Annotated in this window: 15 protein-coding genes and 1 tRNA gene; 5 read left to right on the forward strand and 11 right to left on the reverse strand. The window is 69.0% G+C overall.

Features of this window, described 5'->3' with window-relative positions; translation table 11 throughout:
- A complete protein-coding gene (locus BJ980_RS09430) occupies positions 1 to 621 on the forward strand; it encodes a class F sortase (protein ID WP_179502054.1) in 621 nt (206 codons plus the stop codon).
- A 3-nt stretch (positions 622 to 624) separates the two neighbouring features.
- Here the strand turns inward: BJ980_RS09430 and BJ980_RS09435 are convergent, their stop codons facing one another.
- On the reverse strand, positions 625 to 1,800 hold the full coding sequence (locus BJ980_RS09435; RefSeq protein WP_179502055.1) for an oxidoreductase: 1,176 nt from the start codon (positions 1,798 to 1,800) through the stop codon (positions 625 to 627).
- A gap of 83 nt (positions 1,801 to 1,883) precedes the next feature.
- Between BJ980_RS09435 and BJ980_RS09440 the strand changes: the two genes are divergently transcribed.
- Together BJ980_RS09440 and BJ980_RS09445 are read left to right on the forward strand one after the other, a co-directional pair.
- A complete protein-coding gene (locus BJ980_RS09440) occupies positions 1,884 to 2,174 on the forward strand; it encodes a hypothetical protein (protein ID WP_179502056.1) in 291 nt (96 codons plus the stop codon).
- Positions 2,175 to 2,286: 112 nt separating this feature from the next.
- Complete coding sequence (locus BJ980_RS09445) at positions 2,287 to 2,958, forward strand: hypothetical protein (protein ID WP_179502057.1); 672 nt, start codon at positions 2,287 to 2,289, stop codon at positions 2,956 to 2,958.
- 11 nt (positions 2,959 to 2,969) lie between these two features.
- Here BJ980_RS09445 and BJ980_RS09450 read toward each other — a convergent pair whose 3' ends face one another.
- The 7 genes from BJ980_RS09450 to BJ980_RS09480 form a co-directional block, all read right to left on the reverse strand.
- Positions 2,970 to 3,980: an MBL fold metallo-hydrolase gene (locus BJ980_RS09450; protein WP_179502058.1), complete on the reverse strand. Its 1,011-nt coding sequence runs from the start codon at positions 3,978 to 3,980 to the stop codon at positions 2,970 to 2,972.
- 12 nt (positions 3,981 to 3,992) lie between these two features.
- Positions 3,993 to 4,793, reverse strand: coding sequence for an SDR family oxidoreductase (locus BJ980_RS09455; protein WP_179502059.1), 801 nt, complete (start codon positions 4,791 to 4,793; stop codon positions 3,993 to 3,995).
- The gene (locus BJ980_RS09460; protein ID WP_179502060.1) at positions 4,793 to 5,938 is read right to left on the reverse strand and encodes an NAD(P)H-dependent amine dehydrogenase family protein; all 1,146 of its coding nucleotides are present in this window, start codon (positions 5,936 to 5,938) and stop codon (positions 4,793 to 4,795) included. Before BJ980_RS09460 ends, BJ980_RS09455 begins: the two co-directional genes overlap by 1 nt.
- Positions 5,939 to 6,058: 120 nt before the next feature.
- On the reverse strand, positions 6,059 to 7,303 hold the full coding sequence (ilvA, locus tag BJ980_RS09465; protein ID WP_179502061.1) for a threonine ammonia-lyase IlvA: 1,245 nt from the start codon (positions 7,301 to 7,303) through the stop codon (positions 6,059 to 6,061).
- A gap of 57 nt (positions 7,304 to 7,360) precedes the next feature.
- Entirely contained in the window at positions 7,361 to 8,695 is a 1,335-nt protein-coding gene (locus tag BJ980_RS09470; protein WP_343047761.1) for an NAD(P)/FAD-dependent oxidoreductase, read from the reverse strand.
- Between the two features lie 69 nt (positions 8,696 to 8,764).
- Positions 8,765 to 9,907, reverse strand: coding sequence for a PucR family transcriptional regulator (locus tag BJ980_RS09475; RefSeq protein WP_179502063.1), 1,143 nt, complete (start codon positions 9,905 to 9,907; stop codon positions 8,765 to 8,767).
- An 80-nt stretch (positions 9,908 to 9,987) separates the two neighbouring features.
- Positions 9,988 to 11,772, reverse strand: coding sequence for an N-acyl-D-amino-acid deacylase family protein (locus BJ980_RS09480; RefSeq protein ID WP_179502064.1), 1,785 nt, complete (start codon positions 11,770 to 11,772; stop codon positions 9,988 to 9,990).
- Between the two features lie 171 nt (positions 11,773 to 11,943).
- Here BJ980_RS09480 and BJ980_RS09485 point away from each other — a divergent pair, with 171 nt between their 5' ends.
- Positions 11,944 to 12,702, forward strand: coding sequence for an ion channel (locus BJ980_RS09485; protein ID WP_179502065.1), 759 nt, complete (start codon positions 11,944 to 11,946; stop codon positions 12,700 to 12,702).
- A 41-nt stretch (positions 12,703 to 12,743) separates the two neighbouring features.
- Here the strand turns inward: BJ980_RS09485 and BJ980_RS09490 are convergent.
- Both BJ980_RS09490 and BJ980_RS09495 read right to left on the reverse strand, forming a co-directional pair.
- Positions 12,744 to 12,819 (reverse strand) — tRNA-Thr (locus tag BJ980_RS09490).
- 160 nt (positions 12,820 to 12,979) lie between these two features.
- Positions 12,980 to 13,180 (reverse strand): hypothetical protein, encoded by a 201-nt coding sequence (locus BJ980_RS09495; protein ID WP_179502066.1) that lies wholly within the window; start codon positions 13,178 to 13,180, stop codon positions 12,980 to 12,982.
- Between the two features lie 107 nt (positions 13,181 to 13,287).
- Between BJ980_RS09495 and BJ980_RS09500 the strand changes: the two genes are divergently transcribed.
- Entirely contained in the window at positions 13,288 to 14,271 is a 984-nt protein-coding gene (locus tag BJ980_RS09500) for a LysR family transcriptional regulator (protein ID WP_179502067.1), read from the forward strand.
- On the opposite strand, the gene BJ980_RS09505 is transcribed toward BJ980_RS09500, so the two are convergent.
- Entirely contained in the window at positions 14,217 to 15,782 is a 1,566-nt protein-coding gene (locus tag BJ980_RS09505) for an alpha/beta hydrolase (protein ID WP_179502068.1), read from the reverse strand. The two genes, BJ980_RS09500 and BJ980_RS09505, sit on opposite strands and share 55 nt — an antisense overlap.
- Between the last annotated feature and the right edge of the window lie 11 nt (positions 15,783 to 15,793).

The raw sequence follows: 15,793 nt of genomic DNA on the forward strand, positions 1-15,793 counted from the left end.
ATGACTCGCACCGCTCGGGCCTACGCCGTGGCAGCCGTGATCGCCCTCGCCCTGCTGATCGGACTGGCCGTGGCCGTCAACCCGTTCGGGGACGACTCCGCGTCGCCGCCCGGCTCCGTCGCACCCACCGCGTCCGCGACCCCGAGCCTGGCCCCCACCCCGAGTGTGCGGCCGCGCACCGCCACCGGGCCCGGCAGACCCGATCGCATCCTGATCCCGGCCCTCGAGGTCGACTCGCCCGTGGTCCCGATCCGGTCCAAGAACCGGGTGCTCGACCCGCCGGCCGATGCCAACGTGATCGGGTGGTGGAGCGAGGGCGCCAGGCCCGGCGCGAAGCGCGGCTCCGCGCTGGTCACCGGGCACACCATCCACACCGGCGCCGGCGCCCTCAAGGACCTGGAGAACCTCAAGGACGGTGACGCGGTCAGCGTGCACACCGACAAGGGCAACATCGACTACGTCGTCGAGGACGTCCGAGTGCTCACCAAGGAGGAGCTCGCCGCCCAGGCGGAGACCCTCTTCGACCAGACCAGCGAGGCGCGCCTGGTGGTGATCACCTGCGAGGACTGGGACGGCTCGTCCTGGCAGAGCAACGTCGTGGTCACCGCACTGCCCAGCTGAGCCTCACCGCCCGGCGAGCACCGGGCAGTGCGTCCCACCGATCGCATAGATGGTCGGCATGCACCGGTTGCAGTGGATGCACGCGCCGGCTCCGCCGACCTCCCCGGCCAGCCTGTTGACCAGTCCCGGCTCGAAGAGGAGCGCGCGTCCCATCGCGACGTAGTCGAAGCCGAGCTCCATCGCCTTCTCGATCGTGGCGCGCTCGTTGATCCCACCGAGCAGCATCAGCGGCATCTGGACCGCCTCGCGGAACTGGAGCGCCTTCTCGAGGAAGTAGGCCTCCTCGAAGGGATATTCCTTGAGGAAGCCCTTGCCGACGGTCCGCATCCCCCATCGCACCGGGAGCGGCATCGACGCGGCGAACTCCTTGAGCGGGACGCCGCCACGGAAGAGGTACATCGGGTTCATCAGGGAGCTGCCGCCGGTGAGCTGCAGCGCGTCGAGGGTCCCGTCGGACTCCAGCATCTGCGCGAGCTCGATGCCCTCGGGGGTGGTCAGGCCGCCCTTGAACCCGTCGCTGAGGCTGCTCTTGGCGATCACCGCGACCTCGTCGCCGACCTCGTCACGGACCGCCTGGGCGACTTGGCGTGCCAGGCGGGCACGGTTCTCCAGCGAACCGCCCCAACGGTCCTTGCGCCGGTTGAGGGCGGGGGCGAGGAAGGAGGAGATCAGATAGCTGTGGCTCATGTGCACCTCGAGCACGTCGAACCCGGCGTCGACCAGGATGCGCGCGGAGGCGGCGTACTGCTTGGTGATCCTGGCCAGGTCGGCCTCGCTGGCGGTGCGGATCATCTGCATCGACAGCGGGCTGGGCATCCGGCTGGCGGCAAGGGCGTGTACGCCGTTGGAGCGGCCGTTGGCGACCGGCCCGGCGTGGCCGAGTTGGGCGGAGATCGCCCCGCCTTCGGCGTGCACCGCGTCGGCCAGGCGGGCCAGGCCGGGCGCGGTGCGTGGACCGATCACCAGCTGCTCGGCGTGGGTGCGGCCCTCCGGAGCGACGGCGCAGTAGGCGACCGTGGTCAGTCCGACTCCGCCGGCGGCCATGGTGCGGTGGAAGTCGATGAGCGCATCGGAGACGACCCCGTCGGGGGTGCGCCCCTCGAAGGTCGCGGCCTTCACGACCCGGTTGCGGAGGCGGACCGGGCCGAGGGTGGCGGGGGCGAACGGGTCGGGGATCATGGGGACTATGCTAGAACAGGTTTCAGTTCTGGTCTTCTACTACTGTCGTTCCCGACAGCAACGCAGATGATCGGGAGACAGAGATGACCGAAGAGCACGAAGACGTCGAGGCCAGCTTGAGCGTGGCCGCACGGTCGCTGGGAGAGGACGCACTGCACGTCGCCCCCCTCAGCGTCGAGAAGCCCGGACTGCACCTGCAGCTGGTCGACTTCAGCAACCCGCAGTCCGCCGAGGACGACGAGGACTGGGACCTGGACCCGAGCTCCGACCTGGGCCTCAAGATCACCCTGGCCGGGCTCGACCCCGAGGTTGCCGTGCAGCTGCTCACCGTGGCCGCGGAGTTCCTCAGCCAGGCCGAGTTCGAAGAAGGCTGAGCTCGAAGGCTGAGCGACGCACCACTGCGTCCTCTCCGGCCTCTCCCTCCAGGAGCTCCCTGCCCTTGCCGCAAGGCCGTGGTGGGAGCACACTGGAGGGAAGGCACAGGAGATGACTGCCATGCACGACCCCCTCGAGATCAGCATCACCGCAACCCACGACGTCCTCGACACCCGGCTGTCCACGGCCGAGTTCAGCCGGCCCGACGCCCGCAACCCTCGCGCCCGCTTTCCCACGACGGACACGTTCCTGGCCAGCGCCAGCCGTCACGTCGCTGCCGCCAACGAGGTCCTGGTCGACGCGTGTCGCCGGCACCTCTCGGACGGCGAGGCCAAGGCGCGCCAGCTCACCGCGCGCAGCCGGCACCTGGAACAGGCGATGGCCCAGGCGAAGGCCAAGCTCTATGGCGGATCCCAGGCGGTACGCCGTCCGTGGTCGGAGATCTGGGTCGACCTGCACCGTGAGTTCGACGCGTTCATGGAGCTCGAGGAGAAGCTCGCCGGCGAGCTGGTGAACGCAACGGCCCCCGAGTTCCACGACCGGCTGGCCGAGCGCATCCACCGCGCCGAGCTCAAGGCACCGACCCGTCCACATCCCTATGTCCCGCACCGGGGGCTCACCGGACGCGTGGCGCGCCGCCTGGCGTTGCGGGTCGACCTGTTCTGGGACACGACCGAGGCACGGATGATCCCGGCGCCGGTGCGTCCGCACGACCGTTCCAAGGACGGCCCGCTGCGGCAGTACCTGCTCGCCGACCCGCACCTCGACGGGCCCACGAAATAACGTCGTACGGATCAGGCGGTGGCGTAGATCCAGGCGCCGTCGACCAGGGTGCGAGTCATCTCGCCCCGGGCCACCAGCAGCTCCACGTGGGCGCGGGTCTCGAGGGTGGCCAAGGCCGAGTTGAAGAGATCGAGCTCGGCGAACGCGCGGCCCCGCTTGGTCCACGGCAGCTGGTTGGCCACGTCGTGGGAGGTGCCGGGGTTCTTCGCGATCACCGCCCGGCACAGGTCCAGGCGCTGGTCGTGGAACGCGATCAGTTCGTCGACGCGGGCGTGGCTCGACTCGGTCACCGCACCGTGCGCGGGCAGCAGTCGCAGGTCCGGCATCGCCCGGACCTTGGCCAGTGAGTCGAGGAAGTCGATCAGCGGCTGGTCGGCCAGCACCGGCTCGAACCCGATCGACGGGGTGATCGTCGGCAGCACGTGGTCACCGGCGAACAGCAGCTGGTCGGCGAGGTCGGCGAAGACGAAGTGGCCCTGGGTGTGGCCCGGTGTCGAGACCGCATCGATCGTCCGCTCCCCCACGGCGACCTGGTGGTCACCCTCGAGCCAGGTGTCCGGGTAGTCCCACAGGGACAGGTCCGGCGTCGCGTCCTTGGTGTAGTCACCCCACTCACGTGCCAGCTGCGCGGCACCGGCCAGCCGCAGCATCGGGATGTGCGGGTCCTCCGCGGTGTGCGGATCGTGGATCAGGTCGAGGGTCGGCTTGTCGCCGATGCCGAGGGACACGTGCGAGCCGAACTCCCGGCTGATCACCGCCGCCTGCGTGTAGTGGTCCCGGTGCACGTGCGTGACCAGGAAGCTTGTGATGTCCGAGACCTTCTTCTCGATCGACGCGAGCGACGTCTCCAGCAGGGTCCGGGCCTCCTCGATCGCCCAGCCACCGTCGATCAGGGTCAGGCCCTCGTCGGTCTCGATCGCATAGACGTTGACTGCGCGGAGCCCGTCCATCGGCAGTGGAAGCGGAATGCGGTGCACGCCGGGGGCGACCTCGAAGGTGCCGGGCTCGGTCCAGTCGTTCATTCCTTGATCAGATCACACCAGATCTGGGAGGTTGAGGTCGAGGTTCGGCGCCTGGATCCCGCCGTCGATCTCGAGGAGCTTCCCGGTGACGTACTTCCCGGCCGGTGACGCGAGGTAGAGCACGCCGGCGGCGATGTCCTCGGCCTCTCCGACCCGGCCCAGGGGTGTCTTGGTCTCGAGCTGGTCCATCATCTCCGGGACCCCGGCGACGAACTCGAGCGCGCTGGTCATCACCGAGCCGACATAGATGCCGTTGACCCGGATCCTGGGCGCCAGGTCGGTCGCGGCGAGCCTCGACCAGTGCGCCAGCGCCGCCTTCGCGGTGCCGTAGGCGAGGTAGCCGCGACCGGCGCTGCGGCCGATCATCGAGCTGATCGAGGTGATCGACTTCTGGCCCTCCTCGCCCTTGAGCATCAGCGGTACGGCGGCCAGCGAGAGCGCGTGCGCGGTGCTGACGTTGAAGTGGAAGGACTCTTCGAGATAGGCCACGTCGGTGTCCAGGAACGCGTTCGGGATGGTGCCGCCCACGTTGTTGACGATGATGTCGAGGCGCCCGAACTCGTCGTACGCCGCCTGGGCGAGCCCGGCTGCTGCGTCGGTGTCCGACAGGTCGGCCGGCACCACGAGGGCTCGCCGTCCGGCCTCTCGGACCTTGCTCGCCACTGCCTCGAGCTGGTTGACGTGGCGGGCCGAGATGAGCACGTCGGCGCCGGCCTCGGCCAGCGCGATCGCGGTGGCGGCGCCGATGCCACGTCCGGCGCCGGTGACGACGGCGACGTGGTCGGTGAGGGAGAAGCGGTCCAGGATGCTCATCAGTTCGTCTCCTTGCTCGAGACCAGGCCGCGCCCGGTGACGTGGAACAGGTCGAGTGCGGTGACGATGCCGGACTCGGCCGCGACCACGGAGGAGACCGAGTTGACCAGGCGCTGTGCCGTGGTGATCATCCCGGAGTCGTTGTGGTCACCGTTCTCGCCGCAGTGGGTGAAGTCGACCTTCATGTTCGGCTCGCCGGTGATCTCGACGCGATAGCAACCGCCGCCGTCCGGAGGTGTGGGCCACTCGGGCACCTGGTCCTCGGCGGTGCGGGTGACGTGCTCGAGGACGACCCGGTCCACGCCGTCGACGCGGCCGATCACCTGGAACTTCACGGCACCCATCGCGCCGGCCTCGATGTCGACGCTGACGGTCTTGGTGTCCACGGGCGCGGGGCGCCGGTCGACGGACTCCACGAGTGGCTCGTCGAGGGTGAGGCCGAGGCCGGCAGCGATCTGTCGGACCACCGATCCCCAACCCATGCTGAGGATCCCGGGCTTCCAGAGCATCGGCTCCTCGTCGTCGACGGCCTTGCCGAAGCCGAAGATGTCGCGCATCACCACGGGTTGGTAGTAGGTCGAGTAGTCGGCGATCTCGCTGACCTTCACCTGGTCGATCCGCTGGGAGAGCGAGGTCATCACCAGCGGGAGCACGTCGTTGGCGAAGCCGGGGTCGATCCCGTTGACGTGGATGCTGGCGTTGCCGCGGGTGCAGGCCTCCTCGACCTCGCGCAGGCCGTCCTCCCACAGGACGCCGTAGGGGTACTGCAGGAGCACGGGTCCGCTGGAGACCACGTTGACGCCGGCGTTGAGGAACGACTTGAGGTCCTCGATCGACTCGAAGATCCGGTCGTCGGTCATCGCTGTGTGGATGATCGCGTCCGGCTTGAGTGCGAGGAGCGCGTCACGGTCGTTGGTGGCGGTGACGCCGAGCTCGCGGCCGAGGCCGGCCAGCTCGCCGGCGTCCTTGCCGGCCTTGTCCGGGTTCGAGACCCAGAGGCCGACCAGCTCGAGGTCGGGGTGCCGGTCGACGCCGACGATCACGTGGCGACCGACGGTGCCGGTGGACCAGCCGACGACACGGAGCTTGCGGGGGTCTCCGGTGGCGTCGTTCTGGGACGACGCAGCAGTGGCGTGAGTGCTCATTGCAACAATCTAGAACACGTTTCACTTTTGCGACAGACCCCAGATCAGGGTCGTTCGCCCGGCCGTGCCGTGTGCCGCGCGCGGGCGGGCGGCGTGCTGCCCGCGTTGGGACGGCCGGGCTCAGAGCAGGAAGGTGAAGACCGGCGACCCGGGCGGGACCAGCTCGATCGTGAGCGGGCTCATCTCCATCCGGTCCAGCAACGGCTGCAGGTCGCCAGCGGTGTCGAGCTCGATGCCGACCAGCGCCGGGCCGGTCTCGCGGTTGTTCTTCTTCACATATTCGAACAGGACGATGTCCGCGCCCTCGATCAGGACGTCCTCGAGGAAGTGGCGAAGCGCGCCGGGCTCCTGGGGGAAGGTGACCAGGAAGTAGTGGCGCAGCCCCTCGTGCAGCAGGGATCGCTCGACGATCTCGGCATAGCGGGAGACGTCGTTGTTCCCGCCGGACACGATCGCGACCACCGGTCCCTCGCCCACGTCGATCAGCTTCGCGGCCGCGCTGGCCAACGCTCCTGCGGGCTCGGCGATGACGCCCTCGACCTGGTAGAGCTCGAGCATCTCGGTGCTGACGGCCCCTTCGGAGACGGTGACCACCTCGTCGACCAGGTCGCGCACGATCGGGTAGGTCAGGCGACCGGCCAGGCCGACCGCGGCGCCGTCGACGAAGGTGTCCACCTCCTCGAGTGCGACCGGTCCGCCGGCCGCGAGCGCTGCGGTCATGCTGGCCGCGCCGGCGGGCTCGGCGCCGATGATGCGGATGTGCGGGTGGCGTTCCTTGAGCCAGACGGCCAGCCCGGAGATCAGTCCGCCGCCGCCGATCGGCACGATCACCGTCTTCACGTCGGGTGCCTGCTCGAGCAGCTCCAGCGCGACGGTGCCCTGCCCGACGATCGTGCGCGGGTCGTCGAAGGGGTGGACATAGACCGCACCCGAGGCCTCGGCGAGCTCATGGGCGGCCGCGGATGCCTCGTCATACGAGCTGCCCGTGGTGACCAGGTCCACCAGCCCGTTGCCGAGGGTGATGATGCGGCGCCGCTTCTGGCGCGGCGTGTTCTGCGGCACCACGACGGTTCCGCGGATGCCGAGCGCGGCGCAGGCATAGGCGACGCCCTGGCCGTGGTTCCCGGCGCTGGCGCAGACCACTCCCCGCTCACGTTCCGCGGCCGAGAGCCCGGAGATCAGGTGATAGGCGCCGCGCACCTTGTAGGAGCGGGCCAGCTGCTGGTCCTCGCACTTGAGCAGCACCGGGACCCCGACGTCCTCGGTGAGGCGCGGTGACTGGAAGAGGGGGGTACGACGTACCACCGGCCGCAGCACGTCGGCTGCGCGTTCGACGGACGCGGCGTTGAGCTCCGGAAGGTCCACCCGTTCACCTTAAGTGCCCCACGCCGTCGCCGAACGGGCGGCGGCTCGATCGGCGACTCAGCGCAGCGGGTCGAAGGCACCGAGCAGCTCGTGCTCCGCGGCGCCCGCGATCTGATCGGCCAGGATCCGCCCGGTGAGCGGGCCCAGCGCGATGCCCCACATCCCGTGGCCGCCGGCGACGTGGACGCGACTCGACCTCGTGCGCCCGACCAGCGGCAGGCCGTCGGTGGTGCAGGGCCGCGAGCCCACCCACTCGTCCGTACGCCGGGTCCAGTCGACGCCACCGAGCATCGGCGTCGCGGCATCGACGATCGCCTTGATCCGCCGGGGGTCCAGCGGCGCGTCGGGGCTGCGGAACTCCATCATCCCGGCCACGCGCAGACCCTCCTCGGGCTTGCCCAACGGGGTGCAGGCCACCCGCTGGGTCGGGAAGTAGACCGGTCCGGCCGGGACGTGGTCCGGGTGCACCGTGAAGCTGTAGCCGCGGCCGGCCTGGACCACGCGGCGTACGCCGTGCGGGCGGACCAGCCGGTCGAGCCAACTGCCGCTGGCGATCACCGCGGCGTCCGCGATGAGCTCCTGGGTCCCGCTGACCCGCACCTGGTTGCCGCGCTGCTCGACCGCGGTGACCTCGTGATCGTCGAGCACCCGTCCACCGCGGGCGAGGACGGCATCGGCGAGCGCGTGCACGAACCGACCGGGGTTGAGGAAGCGTTGGTCGTGCAGGCGTACGCCGCACTGCACCGCCGACCCGAGGCCGGGTTCGAGCGCGTGCACCGCCTCGCGGTCCAGGAGCTCATAGGAGGTCGTTCCGCCGGTCTCGGCGACGTGGGCGAACTCCTTGACGAGGACGTCGCGATCAGCTTCGCTCGCGAAGGCTGCCAGGAACGGCTCCGCCGGCGTCGTCGGCGCCTCGACCCGGCCCGGGCCAGAGTGCTCGGTGAGCAGGTCATAAGCGTCCAGAGCACCGGCGTTGGCGCGGTTGAATACCGCGATCGCCTCGTCCCACTTCTTCGGCGTGCAGTGCCGCGCGAAGCCGATCAGGAACCTGATCAGGCGCGGATCGGGCCGGAACGGGACATAGACCGGGGAGTCCGGCTTGAGGGTGGCGAGGATCCCGGACTTCAGGATCGCCGGGTCGGGCAGCGGCAGGGTCAGGGCCGGCGCGAGCCAGCCGGCGTTGCCCCACGAGGACCCGGCGGCAACTCCGTCCCGGTCGACGACGGTGACCCGGACGCCGTGCTCCTGGAGGAACCAGGCGGTGGAGAGCCCGACCATGCCGGCACCTACGACGACCACGTGCTGAGGTTGCTGCCCATTCATGGCTCCATGATCGCGCGGACACCCACGTCCGGTCAGTGCTCTTTCGGCCACGGATCGACGATGGCCCATGTGCAATCGGCCAAGGCCTGTGGATTCACGATCACCAGAGCGGCGTCGAGGTTCGCGACCGGCGGGTCGTCACCGGCGCGCCACCCGCAGCTCGATCATCAGTGCGAGACGGGTGCCCGGATCAGAGAGGTCGACTCCGCACTGCTCGCGAGCGCGGCGCAGTCGGTTGCGCACGGTGTTGGGGTGCACCAGGAGGAGCTCGGCCGCCGCGGAGATCTCTCCTGAGTCGAGGAATGCCCGCACCGCGTCGACCAGGCCGGCGTCCTTGTGCTGGCGGTCGTGCTGGACGAGGCGGGCCAGCGGGCTGGCGTCCGTGTGCTGGTGGAGAAACCCCTCGAGCCGGTCGACGAGAACGTCCGCGAAGACGTCCTCCAACGTGGCGATCACGCCCAGCCGGCCACGCTTGTGCAGGGCATCGGCGACGTGGTCGGCGACCTGGCGCGACTCCGCGAGGTCGGCTGCCTGGACGACCGGCGTGCCGATCCCGACAGCGAGCTCGGCTCCACCGCCGAATCGGTTGAGGAAGTCGTCCAGGATCCGCGGCGCCGACGCCGGGAGTACGCCGTACAGGCCACGCGGCAGCGGAGCACTCAATGCAGTCGGCGCCACCGCAGAGAGGTGGAGGTTGAGCGGTCCGGCCGCCCGGTGGGCAAGCTCTTCGCTGCTCCCTCGCACCGTGACCACGACGAACGGCCCGGTCATGTCGCGATCCACGGCAATTGCCCCTGCTGCCTCCCCGCCGCTGATCAGGGTGGACACGAGGTCGATCCGCTCCCGACGGCCGCGATCTGCCCGGTCCCGCTCCGCCCCCAGGCGGGCCGCAACCACAGGTGCCGCAGCCCGCAGGATCTCTTCCTGCGCCGGGCTCGGACCACCGGGGATGGCTGCCCAGATCGAACCGGTCAGACGGTCGTCGTTGCGGACCGCGATGACGGCGCGGGCCACCATGTGTTCCTCCGGCAGGTCTAGAACGATCACCTCGTCGGAGGTCCTCAACTTCTCGAAGACACCGGTGGCCGCGATCGCGTCCCGGTAGTGCACCGGGACCTGCCTCCCCAGAATGGTCCCTATCCGAGCCTCATCGACGTCCTGCTGTCCGCCAGAGTAGGCAAGGACGATGGTGTCGCGATCCTCGATGGTGATCGGCGCGCCCATCAGCCCGGCCAACGAGTTGGCGAGGTCGAAGAGGTCGCCGTCGAGGTTGAGGGACATTATCCGAGCCTACGGAAGCGAGCCGACAAGTGGTGGGGGCGCCACGTCGTCGTGCGGACTCGCTGGGTTCCACACGACAACTACACCTTGACGCGAGCCTGGGCGGACAGCCGCGGGGCCACCTTCCGCGCGGCCGGCAGGAAGGAGCCGGTGCCGAATGTGGTGCCGAGGCCGGATGCCATCTCACCGTCCTCGAAGACCACGCGACCGGAGATGATGGTGGCGGTCACTGCGTCGTCGTTGCGGTTCACCATCCGGCTGATTCCGCCGAGCTCCTCCAACTTCGCCTCGTGGTAGTCGTCCACTGAACCGTTGAGGCCGGCCGGGTCGATGACCACGAGGTCCGCTCGGTCGCCCTCCCGGATCCGCCCCGCGTCGAGACGATAGAACTCCGCGAGCTCACCGGTCAGCTTGTGCACTGCCTGCTCCAGGCTGATGAAGGGCTCGCCCTTCTGCTCGGCGGTGTGCACCCGGTCGAGGAGGCAGACCGCGTAGTTGTAGAACGCCATGTTGCGCAGGTGCGCCCCAGCGTCGGAGAAGCCGATGGTGACACCGGGCGTGTTGACCAGGCGGTTGGCCACCTTGGCGCGGTCGTTGGCGATCACCGTCGTCCAGCGGAACGCCCGGCCGTGCTCGACGACCATGTCGAGGAAGCAGTCGACCGGGTGGATGCCGCGGCTCCGGGCGACGTCGCCGACGGACTTGCCCACCAGGGAAGCGTCCGGGCACTCGGTGATCCGGGCGTCGTCGAAGTCGCGGTGCCAGACCCGCGGCGAGAAGCGCTTCTCGAAGTCGGCGCGGAACCAGCGCCGGTAGGCCTCGTCCTGCAGCAGGGTGTTGCGGCCCATCTCCTCGTTGAGGTGCAGGGCTTCGCGGCCGGACCCGAACTCCTCGAAGACCACGAGGTCGATGCCGTCCGCCCACACCTGGAAGGTGGTGGGCAGGTGCTGCCAGACGAACTTGCCCCGGCCCAGACGGTTGGCCAGGTAGGCGATCGGGGCGAAGATCCGGTTGACCCAAGGCTCGGCCCGGGTGTCGGCGGCGGCGAGCAGGGACACCCGCAGCGGCTTGCGGAACAGGCCCACCGAGGTTGCCGCGAAGAAGGCGACGTCGACCTTGGTGTTGAGGTTCGGCACACCCTGCATGACGCCGTCGCGTCGGCGCAGGATCCGGCTGATCGCGCGACGTTCCTTCCAGGTGGCGTGCGTCGAGGGCAGGGTCCGGGACCGGTAGCGGTCGCCGTCCATCTTGTCCCACGGGTTCGTCATCGTGGAGACACCGAGGAACCCGGCGTCCATCGCCTCTTCGATCCGCCGGGCGATCTCGCGCTGCTCGCGGCGACTCGCCCGGTGGGCCGGGTCGGTCGAGCGGCCCAGTCCCATCACCGATGCACGGACGTCGGAGTGGCCCAGGAAGGAGGCCACGTTCGGGCCCAGTGCGAGGCGGTTCAGGGCCTCGACCCATTCCTGCGGCTTCTGCCAGGTCTTCTTCTCCTGCATGGCTGCCACCACGGCGTCGCGGGGCAGCGCTTCGACCCGGCTGAACAGGTCGGCGACGTCGATCGGGTCGCTGTAGACGGCGGAGATCGAGCAGTTGCCCACCAGCACCGTGGTCACCCCGTGACGCACCGACTCGCTCAGGGACGGTGCCACCAGGACTTCGGCGTCGTAGTGGGTGTGCACGTCGACGAAGCCCGGCATCACCCAGCGCCCCTCGGCCTCCACCACGCGTACGCCGTCCTCGACGGGCAGCGGGGTCTCGCTCACCGACACGACCACACCGTCGCGGATGCCGACATCGGCCCGGCGGCCCGGGGCCCCGGTTCCGTCCAGATAGAGGCCGCCACGAATCACCAGGTCGAACATGCAGGACTCCTCATTCACCGAACGCCGTAGACGTGACGCAACGTAACCCAGTTCACATTGCCGCGCCAGACTTCTGATGTCTTACGCTGGGCCACCCAACACGTTCCGTTCCCGGGCCACCGTCGGGAGGTTCGTCAAAGAAGCACACTCAGGGACGAGCGTCAGAAATCTGTGACAGTCGAAACGTGGGACCGCAAGGCCGAGATTCCCCTGCTCCTTCTCGCCGTGGCCTTTCTCGCCGCCTACGCCTGGCCCATTCTCGACACCGACCTGCCCTCATGGGTCGGCCAAGCGTGTCGTACCACGGTCTGGGTGACCTGGCTCCTGTTCGCCCTCGACTATCTCGTCCGCCTCTGGCTGGTGGACAACAAGCTCCGGTTCGTGCGCTCGAACCTGATCGCCCTGGCCGTCATCGCGCTCCCACTCCTGCGGCCGTTGCGTCTGCTGCGCCTGGTCACCCTCATCAATGTCCTGAACCGTCAGGCCTCGACCACGCTGCGGGGCAAGGTCGCCGTCTACGTGTTCGGCGGATCGTCACTCCTCGCGTTCCTCGGCGCACTGGCCGTGCTCGACGCCGAACGCCATGCGCCCGACTCCCCGATCCAAAGTTTTGGCGACGCGATCTGGTGGGCGATCACCACCATGACCACAGTCGGCTACGGCGACACCTTTCCGATCACCACGACAGGCCGCTTCGTTGCCGCCGGGTTGATGATCTCCGGGATCGCGCTGCTCGGAATGGTGACGGCCACTCTCGCCTCGTGGCTGGTCGACAGGGTCGCCGACGAGGCCGGCGAGGCCGGCGAGCTGCGCGGTGAGATCAGAGCCCTGAACGAGCAGGTCGCCCGGCTGACCGAGGCTCTCGCCCGCGGCGACGAGGCTGAACGGTCAGGGACATCGGACGCGGACGGACCGCAGCAGGCGAAATGAGAACAGCCCCCACCCGTCTTCGGGTGAGGGACTGTTTCGCGTGGAGCCGCCTATCGGAATCGAACCGATGACCTAATCATTACGAGTGATTCGCTCTACCGACTGAGCTAAGGCGGCGTGCTGTCCGGCCCGCCGGACAACCCGGGGAAGTATACGGTCCCGGCTGCACAGCGTCGAAATCACGTCGACCCGGCAGTTGTTGACGCGAGATGGTGTCAACAACTGCCGGGTCGGCGGGATCGAGTGTCAGCAAGTGCCGGGTCGGCGAGATGCGGGGTCAGGCAGACGCGGACGCGGACGCGGTGGCGGTGACGGTCGGGGCCTGGGCGTTCTTCATGCCCTCGTGCCACAGCTGCTCCGCGCCGCACCAGCAGGTGTAGGTCATCGCGACGACGCCGTCGACCTTGGCCATGCCGGTGACCTGGCTCGGGAAGATCAGCATCTTCTTGTCGCAGTGCGTGCAGTGGTTGACGAACATGGTGACCTCCTCGGTCGAACAGACGTGTGGCGCTTCTGCACCAATTGTCCGTCATTCCAACCAATAGGAGTAGCCTGTCTTTCCGATACAAACCATAGGGAGTTCCTATGCTTTCCCTGCACCAGCTCCGCTGCTTCCTGGCCGTCTTCGAGCTCGGCTCGCTGACCGCCGCCGCCGAGGAGCTGGGCTACGCCCAGCCGTCCATCTCCGAGCAGATCCGGTCGTTGGAGAAGTCCCTCGGCATCGAGCTCTTCGCCAGGATCGGTCGGGGCGTGACGCCGACCGAGGCCGCCCATGAGCTCCGCCCGCACGCCGAGCGGACCCTCGAAGCAGCCGCCGAGGCGCGCCGCGCAGTGATGTCGGTCAGCGCGATCGAGACCGGCACCATCCGCTTCGGCATGTTCGGCACCGCCCGCCTCTATGCCGGCGCCGCGCTCATCGCCGACGTTCTCGAGCGCCACCCCGGCGTACGGGTCGAGCTGGTCGGCCAGAACTCCTCCGACGTATTCGACGACCTGCGCCGCGGTCGGTTGGAGGCGGCGATGATCGCCGTACCCGGCGTGATCAGCGAGGGGATGACCGTGGTGCCGGTCGCCCACGACGAGCTGGTCTACATCAGCGCCGACCTCGACCGCATCCGGCAACCGATCACCGCGGCCAAGCTCGCGACCGCCAACCTGGTCATGCCCGACTCCACCTTTCGCGCCGAGGACTCCACCCGGATCGTCCTGCGCAAGCTGCTCCACGAGACCGGCCACAACCCCCAGACCCGGATCGAGGTCGAGGACGTCGAGACCGCTGTCGAGCTGGTCGGCATGGGCCTGGTCGACACCGTCATCCCCAAGGGTGCTGCCGAGCAGCTGCTCCCCCGCCTGGCGCCGAACGCGGGCTACGTCGGGTTGCGTCCCAAGCAGGTCGACACGATCGCGATCGTGCACCGCGCCAACGCACGGCTCTCACCGGCTGCCCGACTGATGATCGAGCTGGCGACCCGTCGGATCCAGGCCATCGCAGACCCGATCGCCGGCGTGCCGGACTATGCGCCGCAGTCGACGAAGTCCTCGTCCGGCACCTCGCCGTCGACCAGATAGGACTCGATCGTCTCGTCGATGCAGTCATCGCCGGAGTTGTACGCCGTGTGCCCGTCGCCGTCTCGGCGCACCAGGATCGCCGACTCGAGCTGTTCGGCCATCGACTCCGCACCGGCATAGGGGGTCGCGGGATCGCGTGAGGTGCCGACCACCAGCAGCGGATCCGCGCCGGCGCCGGTGATCGGCGCTCGCTGCTCGGGCGGATCCACCTTGAGCCCCGCGCACGAGTGCTCGCCCCAAGCGAAGAACTCGCCGAACGTGGGCGAGACCTGCTGATAGGTCTTGATCCGCCCCGGGATCTTGCTGAGCGGCGTGGACGACGGGTCGTCGAGGCAGTTGATCGCCCAGATCGCCTCCATGCTGTTGTCCTCATAGCCGTTCGCTCCGCGCGAGGAGTAGTAGTCGGCGAGCTGCAGCAGCTTCGTGCCGTCGCCCGCGAGCGCCTTCTCGAGGGCGTCATCGAGGAGGATCCAGTAGTCCTTGCTGTAGAGCGGGAGCGCGATCCCATAGAACGCGGTGCCCTCGGTGAGCTGGCGCGCACCCACCGTGATCGGCTTCCGGTCCAGCCCGGTCAGGAAGGACTGGATGGTCTTCTGGCCCTCGGCGGCGGTCTTGCCGAGATAACAGTCGCCCTTCTCGACGCAATCCTCGACGTACGCCGTCAGCGCGGTCTCGAAGCCACCGGCCTGCTCGAGGTTGGACTCGGCATAGTCCAGGGAGAGGTCGACCGCACCGTCGAGGACAAGGCGTCCGGACGTCTCGGGGAACAAGTCGGCATAGGTCGCGCCCAGCTTGGTGCCGTAGGAATAGCCGAAGTAGTCCAGCTTGTCCCGGCGCATCGCGCCGCGCAGCACATCCATGTCGCGGGCCACCTCGACCGTGGAGATGTGGGCGGAGACCTCGGGACTCTTCGTCGCGCAACCGGCGCCGAAGGCGGAGACGTCAGAGGCCAGTGACTTCCGCTCGTCAGCGGTGTCCGGTGTGGGGTCGGCGGCGACGAAGGTGTCGAGCTCGGTGTCGCTGAGGCAGTCGACCGGGGCGGACTCGCCGGTGCCCCGCGGGTCGAACCCGACGACGTCGAAGCTCTCGAGCAGCGGCTCGCCGAACGAAAGATCGGCCTGCTCGGCCAAGCTCGTGCCGCCCTGCCCGGGGCCGCCGGGGTTGACCACCAGCGGTCCGACCTTGGACCCCTGGTCATCGGCGGGCCGCATCAGCAGGTTGAGCTCGATCGTCTTGCCGGTCGGGTCGGCGTAGTCCAGCGGCACCGCAAGCGTGCCGCACTGGAACTTGGACTTGCACGACTCCCAGTCGATCCGCTGGTCGTAGAACTCCTGCAACGCCGGGTCGGGGGCCGTCTGGTCCCCCTGCTCGGTGTCCGCACCGGACCCGGCCGCATCGCCCACCTGTCCTCGTGAGTCGGTCGACCCACCGGAGGTGATCGCCAGGACGGCGCCGCCAAGGCCGAGCAGGACCAGGGCAAGGATCGCCACGATGGCCACGACACGCTTCATCAAGTCGCCTT

It is taken from the genome of Nocardioides daedukensis (genome assembly GCF_013408415.1).
In the GTDB taxonomy this organism is placed as follows: Bacteria; Actinomycetota; Actinomycetes; order Propionibacteriales; family Nocardioidaceae; genus Nocardioides; species Nocardioides daedukensis.

What these genes read in the sequence shown, in the direction of transcription:
- BJ980_RS09430 (WP_179502054.1), top strand. Translation starts at nt 1, where the DNA reads ATGACTCGCACCGCTCGGGCCTACGCCGTGGCAGCCGTGATCGCCCTC.
- BJ980_RS09440 (WP_179502056.1), top strand. Translation starts at nt 1,884, where the DNA reads ATGACCGAAGAGCACGAAGACGTCGAGGCCAGCTTGAGCGTGGCCGCA.
- BJ980_RS09460 (WP_179502060.1), bottom strand. Translation starts at nt 5,938, where the DNA reads ATGAGCACTCACGCCACTGCTGCGTCGTCCCAGAACGACGCCACCGGA.
- BJ980_RS09500 (WP_179502067.1), top strand. Translation starts at nt 13,288, where the DNA reads ATGCTTTCCCTGCACCAGCTCCGCTGCTTCCTGGCCGTCTTCGAGCTC.
- BJ980_RS09475 (WP_179502063.1), bottom strand. Translation starts at nt 9,907, where the DNA reads ATGTCCCTCAACCTCGACGGCGACCTCTTCGACCTCGCCAACTCGTTG.
- BJ980_RS09505 (WP_179502068.1), bottom strand. Translation starts at nt 15,782, where the DNA reads ATGAAGCGTGTCGTGGCCATCGTGGCGATCCTTGCCCTGGTCCTGCTC.
- BJ980_RS09480 (WP_179502064.1), bottom strand. Translation starts at nt 11,772, where the DNA reads ATGTTCGACCTGGTGATTCGTGGCGGCCTCTATCTGGACGGAACCGGG.
- BJ980_RS09450 (WP_179502058.1), bottom strand. Translation starts at nt 3,980, where the DNA reads ATGAACGACTGGACCGAGCCCGGCACCTTCGAGGTCGCCCCCGGCGTG.
- BJ980_RS09435 (WP_179502055.1), bottom strand. Translation starts at nt 1,800, where the DNA reads ATGATCCCCGACCCGTTCGCCCCCGCCACCCTCGGCCCGGTCCGCCTC.
- BJ980_RS09495 (WP_179502066.1), bottom strand. Translation starts at nt 13,180, where the DNA reads ATGTTCGTCAACCACTGCACGCACTGCGACAAGAAGATGCTGATCTTC.
- BJ980_RS09470 (WP_343047761.1), bottom strand. Translation starts at nt 8,695, where the DNA reads ATGGGCCATCGTCGATCCGTGGCCGAAAGAGCACTGACCGGACGTGGG.
- BJ980_RS09445 (WP_179502057.1), top strand. Translation starts at nt 2,287, where the DNA reads ATGACTGCCATGCACGACCCCCTCGAGATCAGCATCACCGCAACCCAC.
- BJ980_RS09455 (WP_179502059.1), bottom strand. Translation starts at nt 4,793, where the DNA reads ATGAGCATCCTGGACCGCTTCTCCCTCACCGACCACGTCGCCGTCGTC.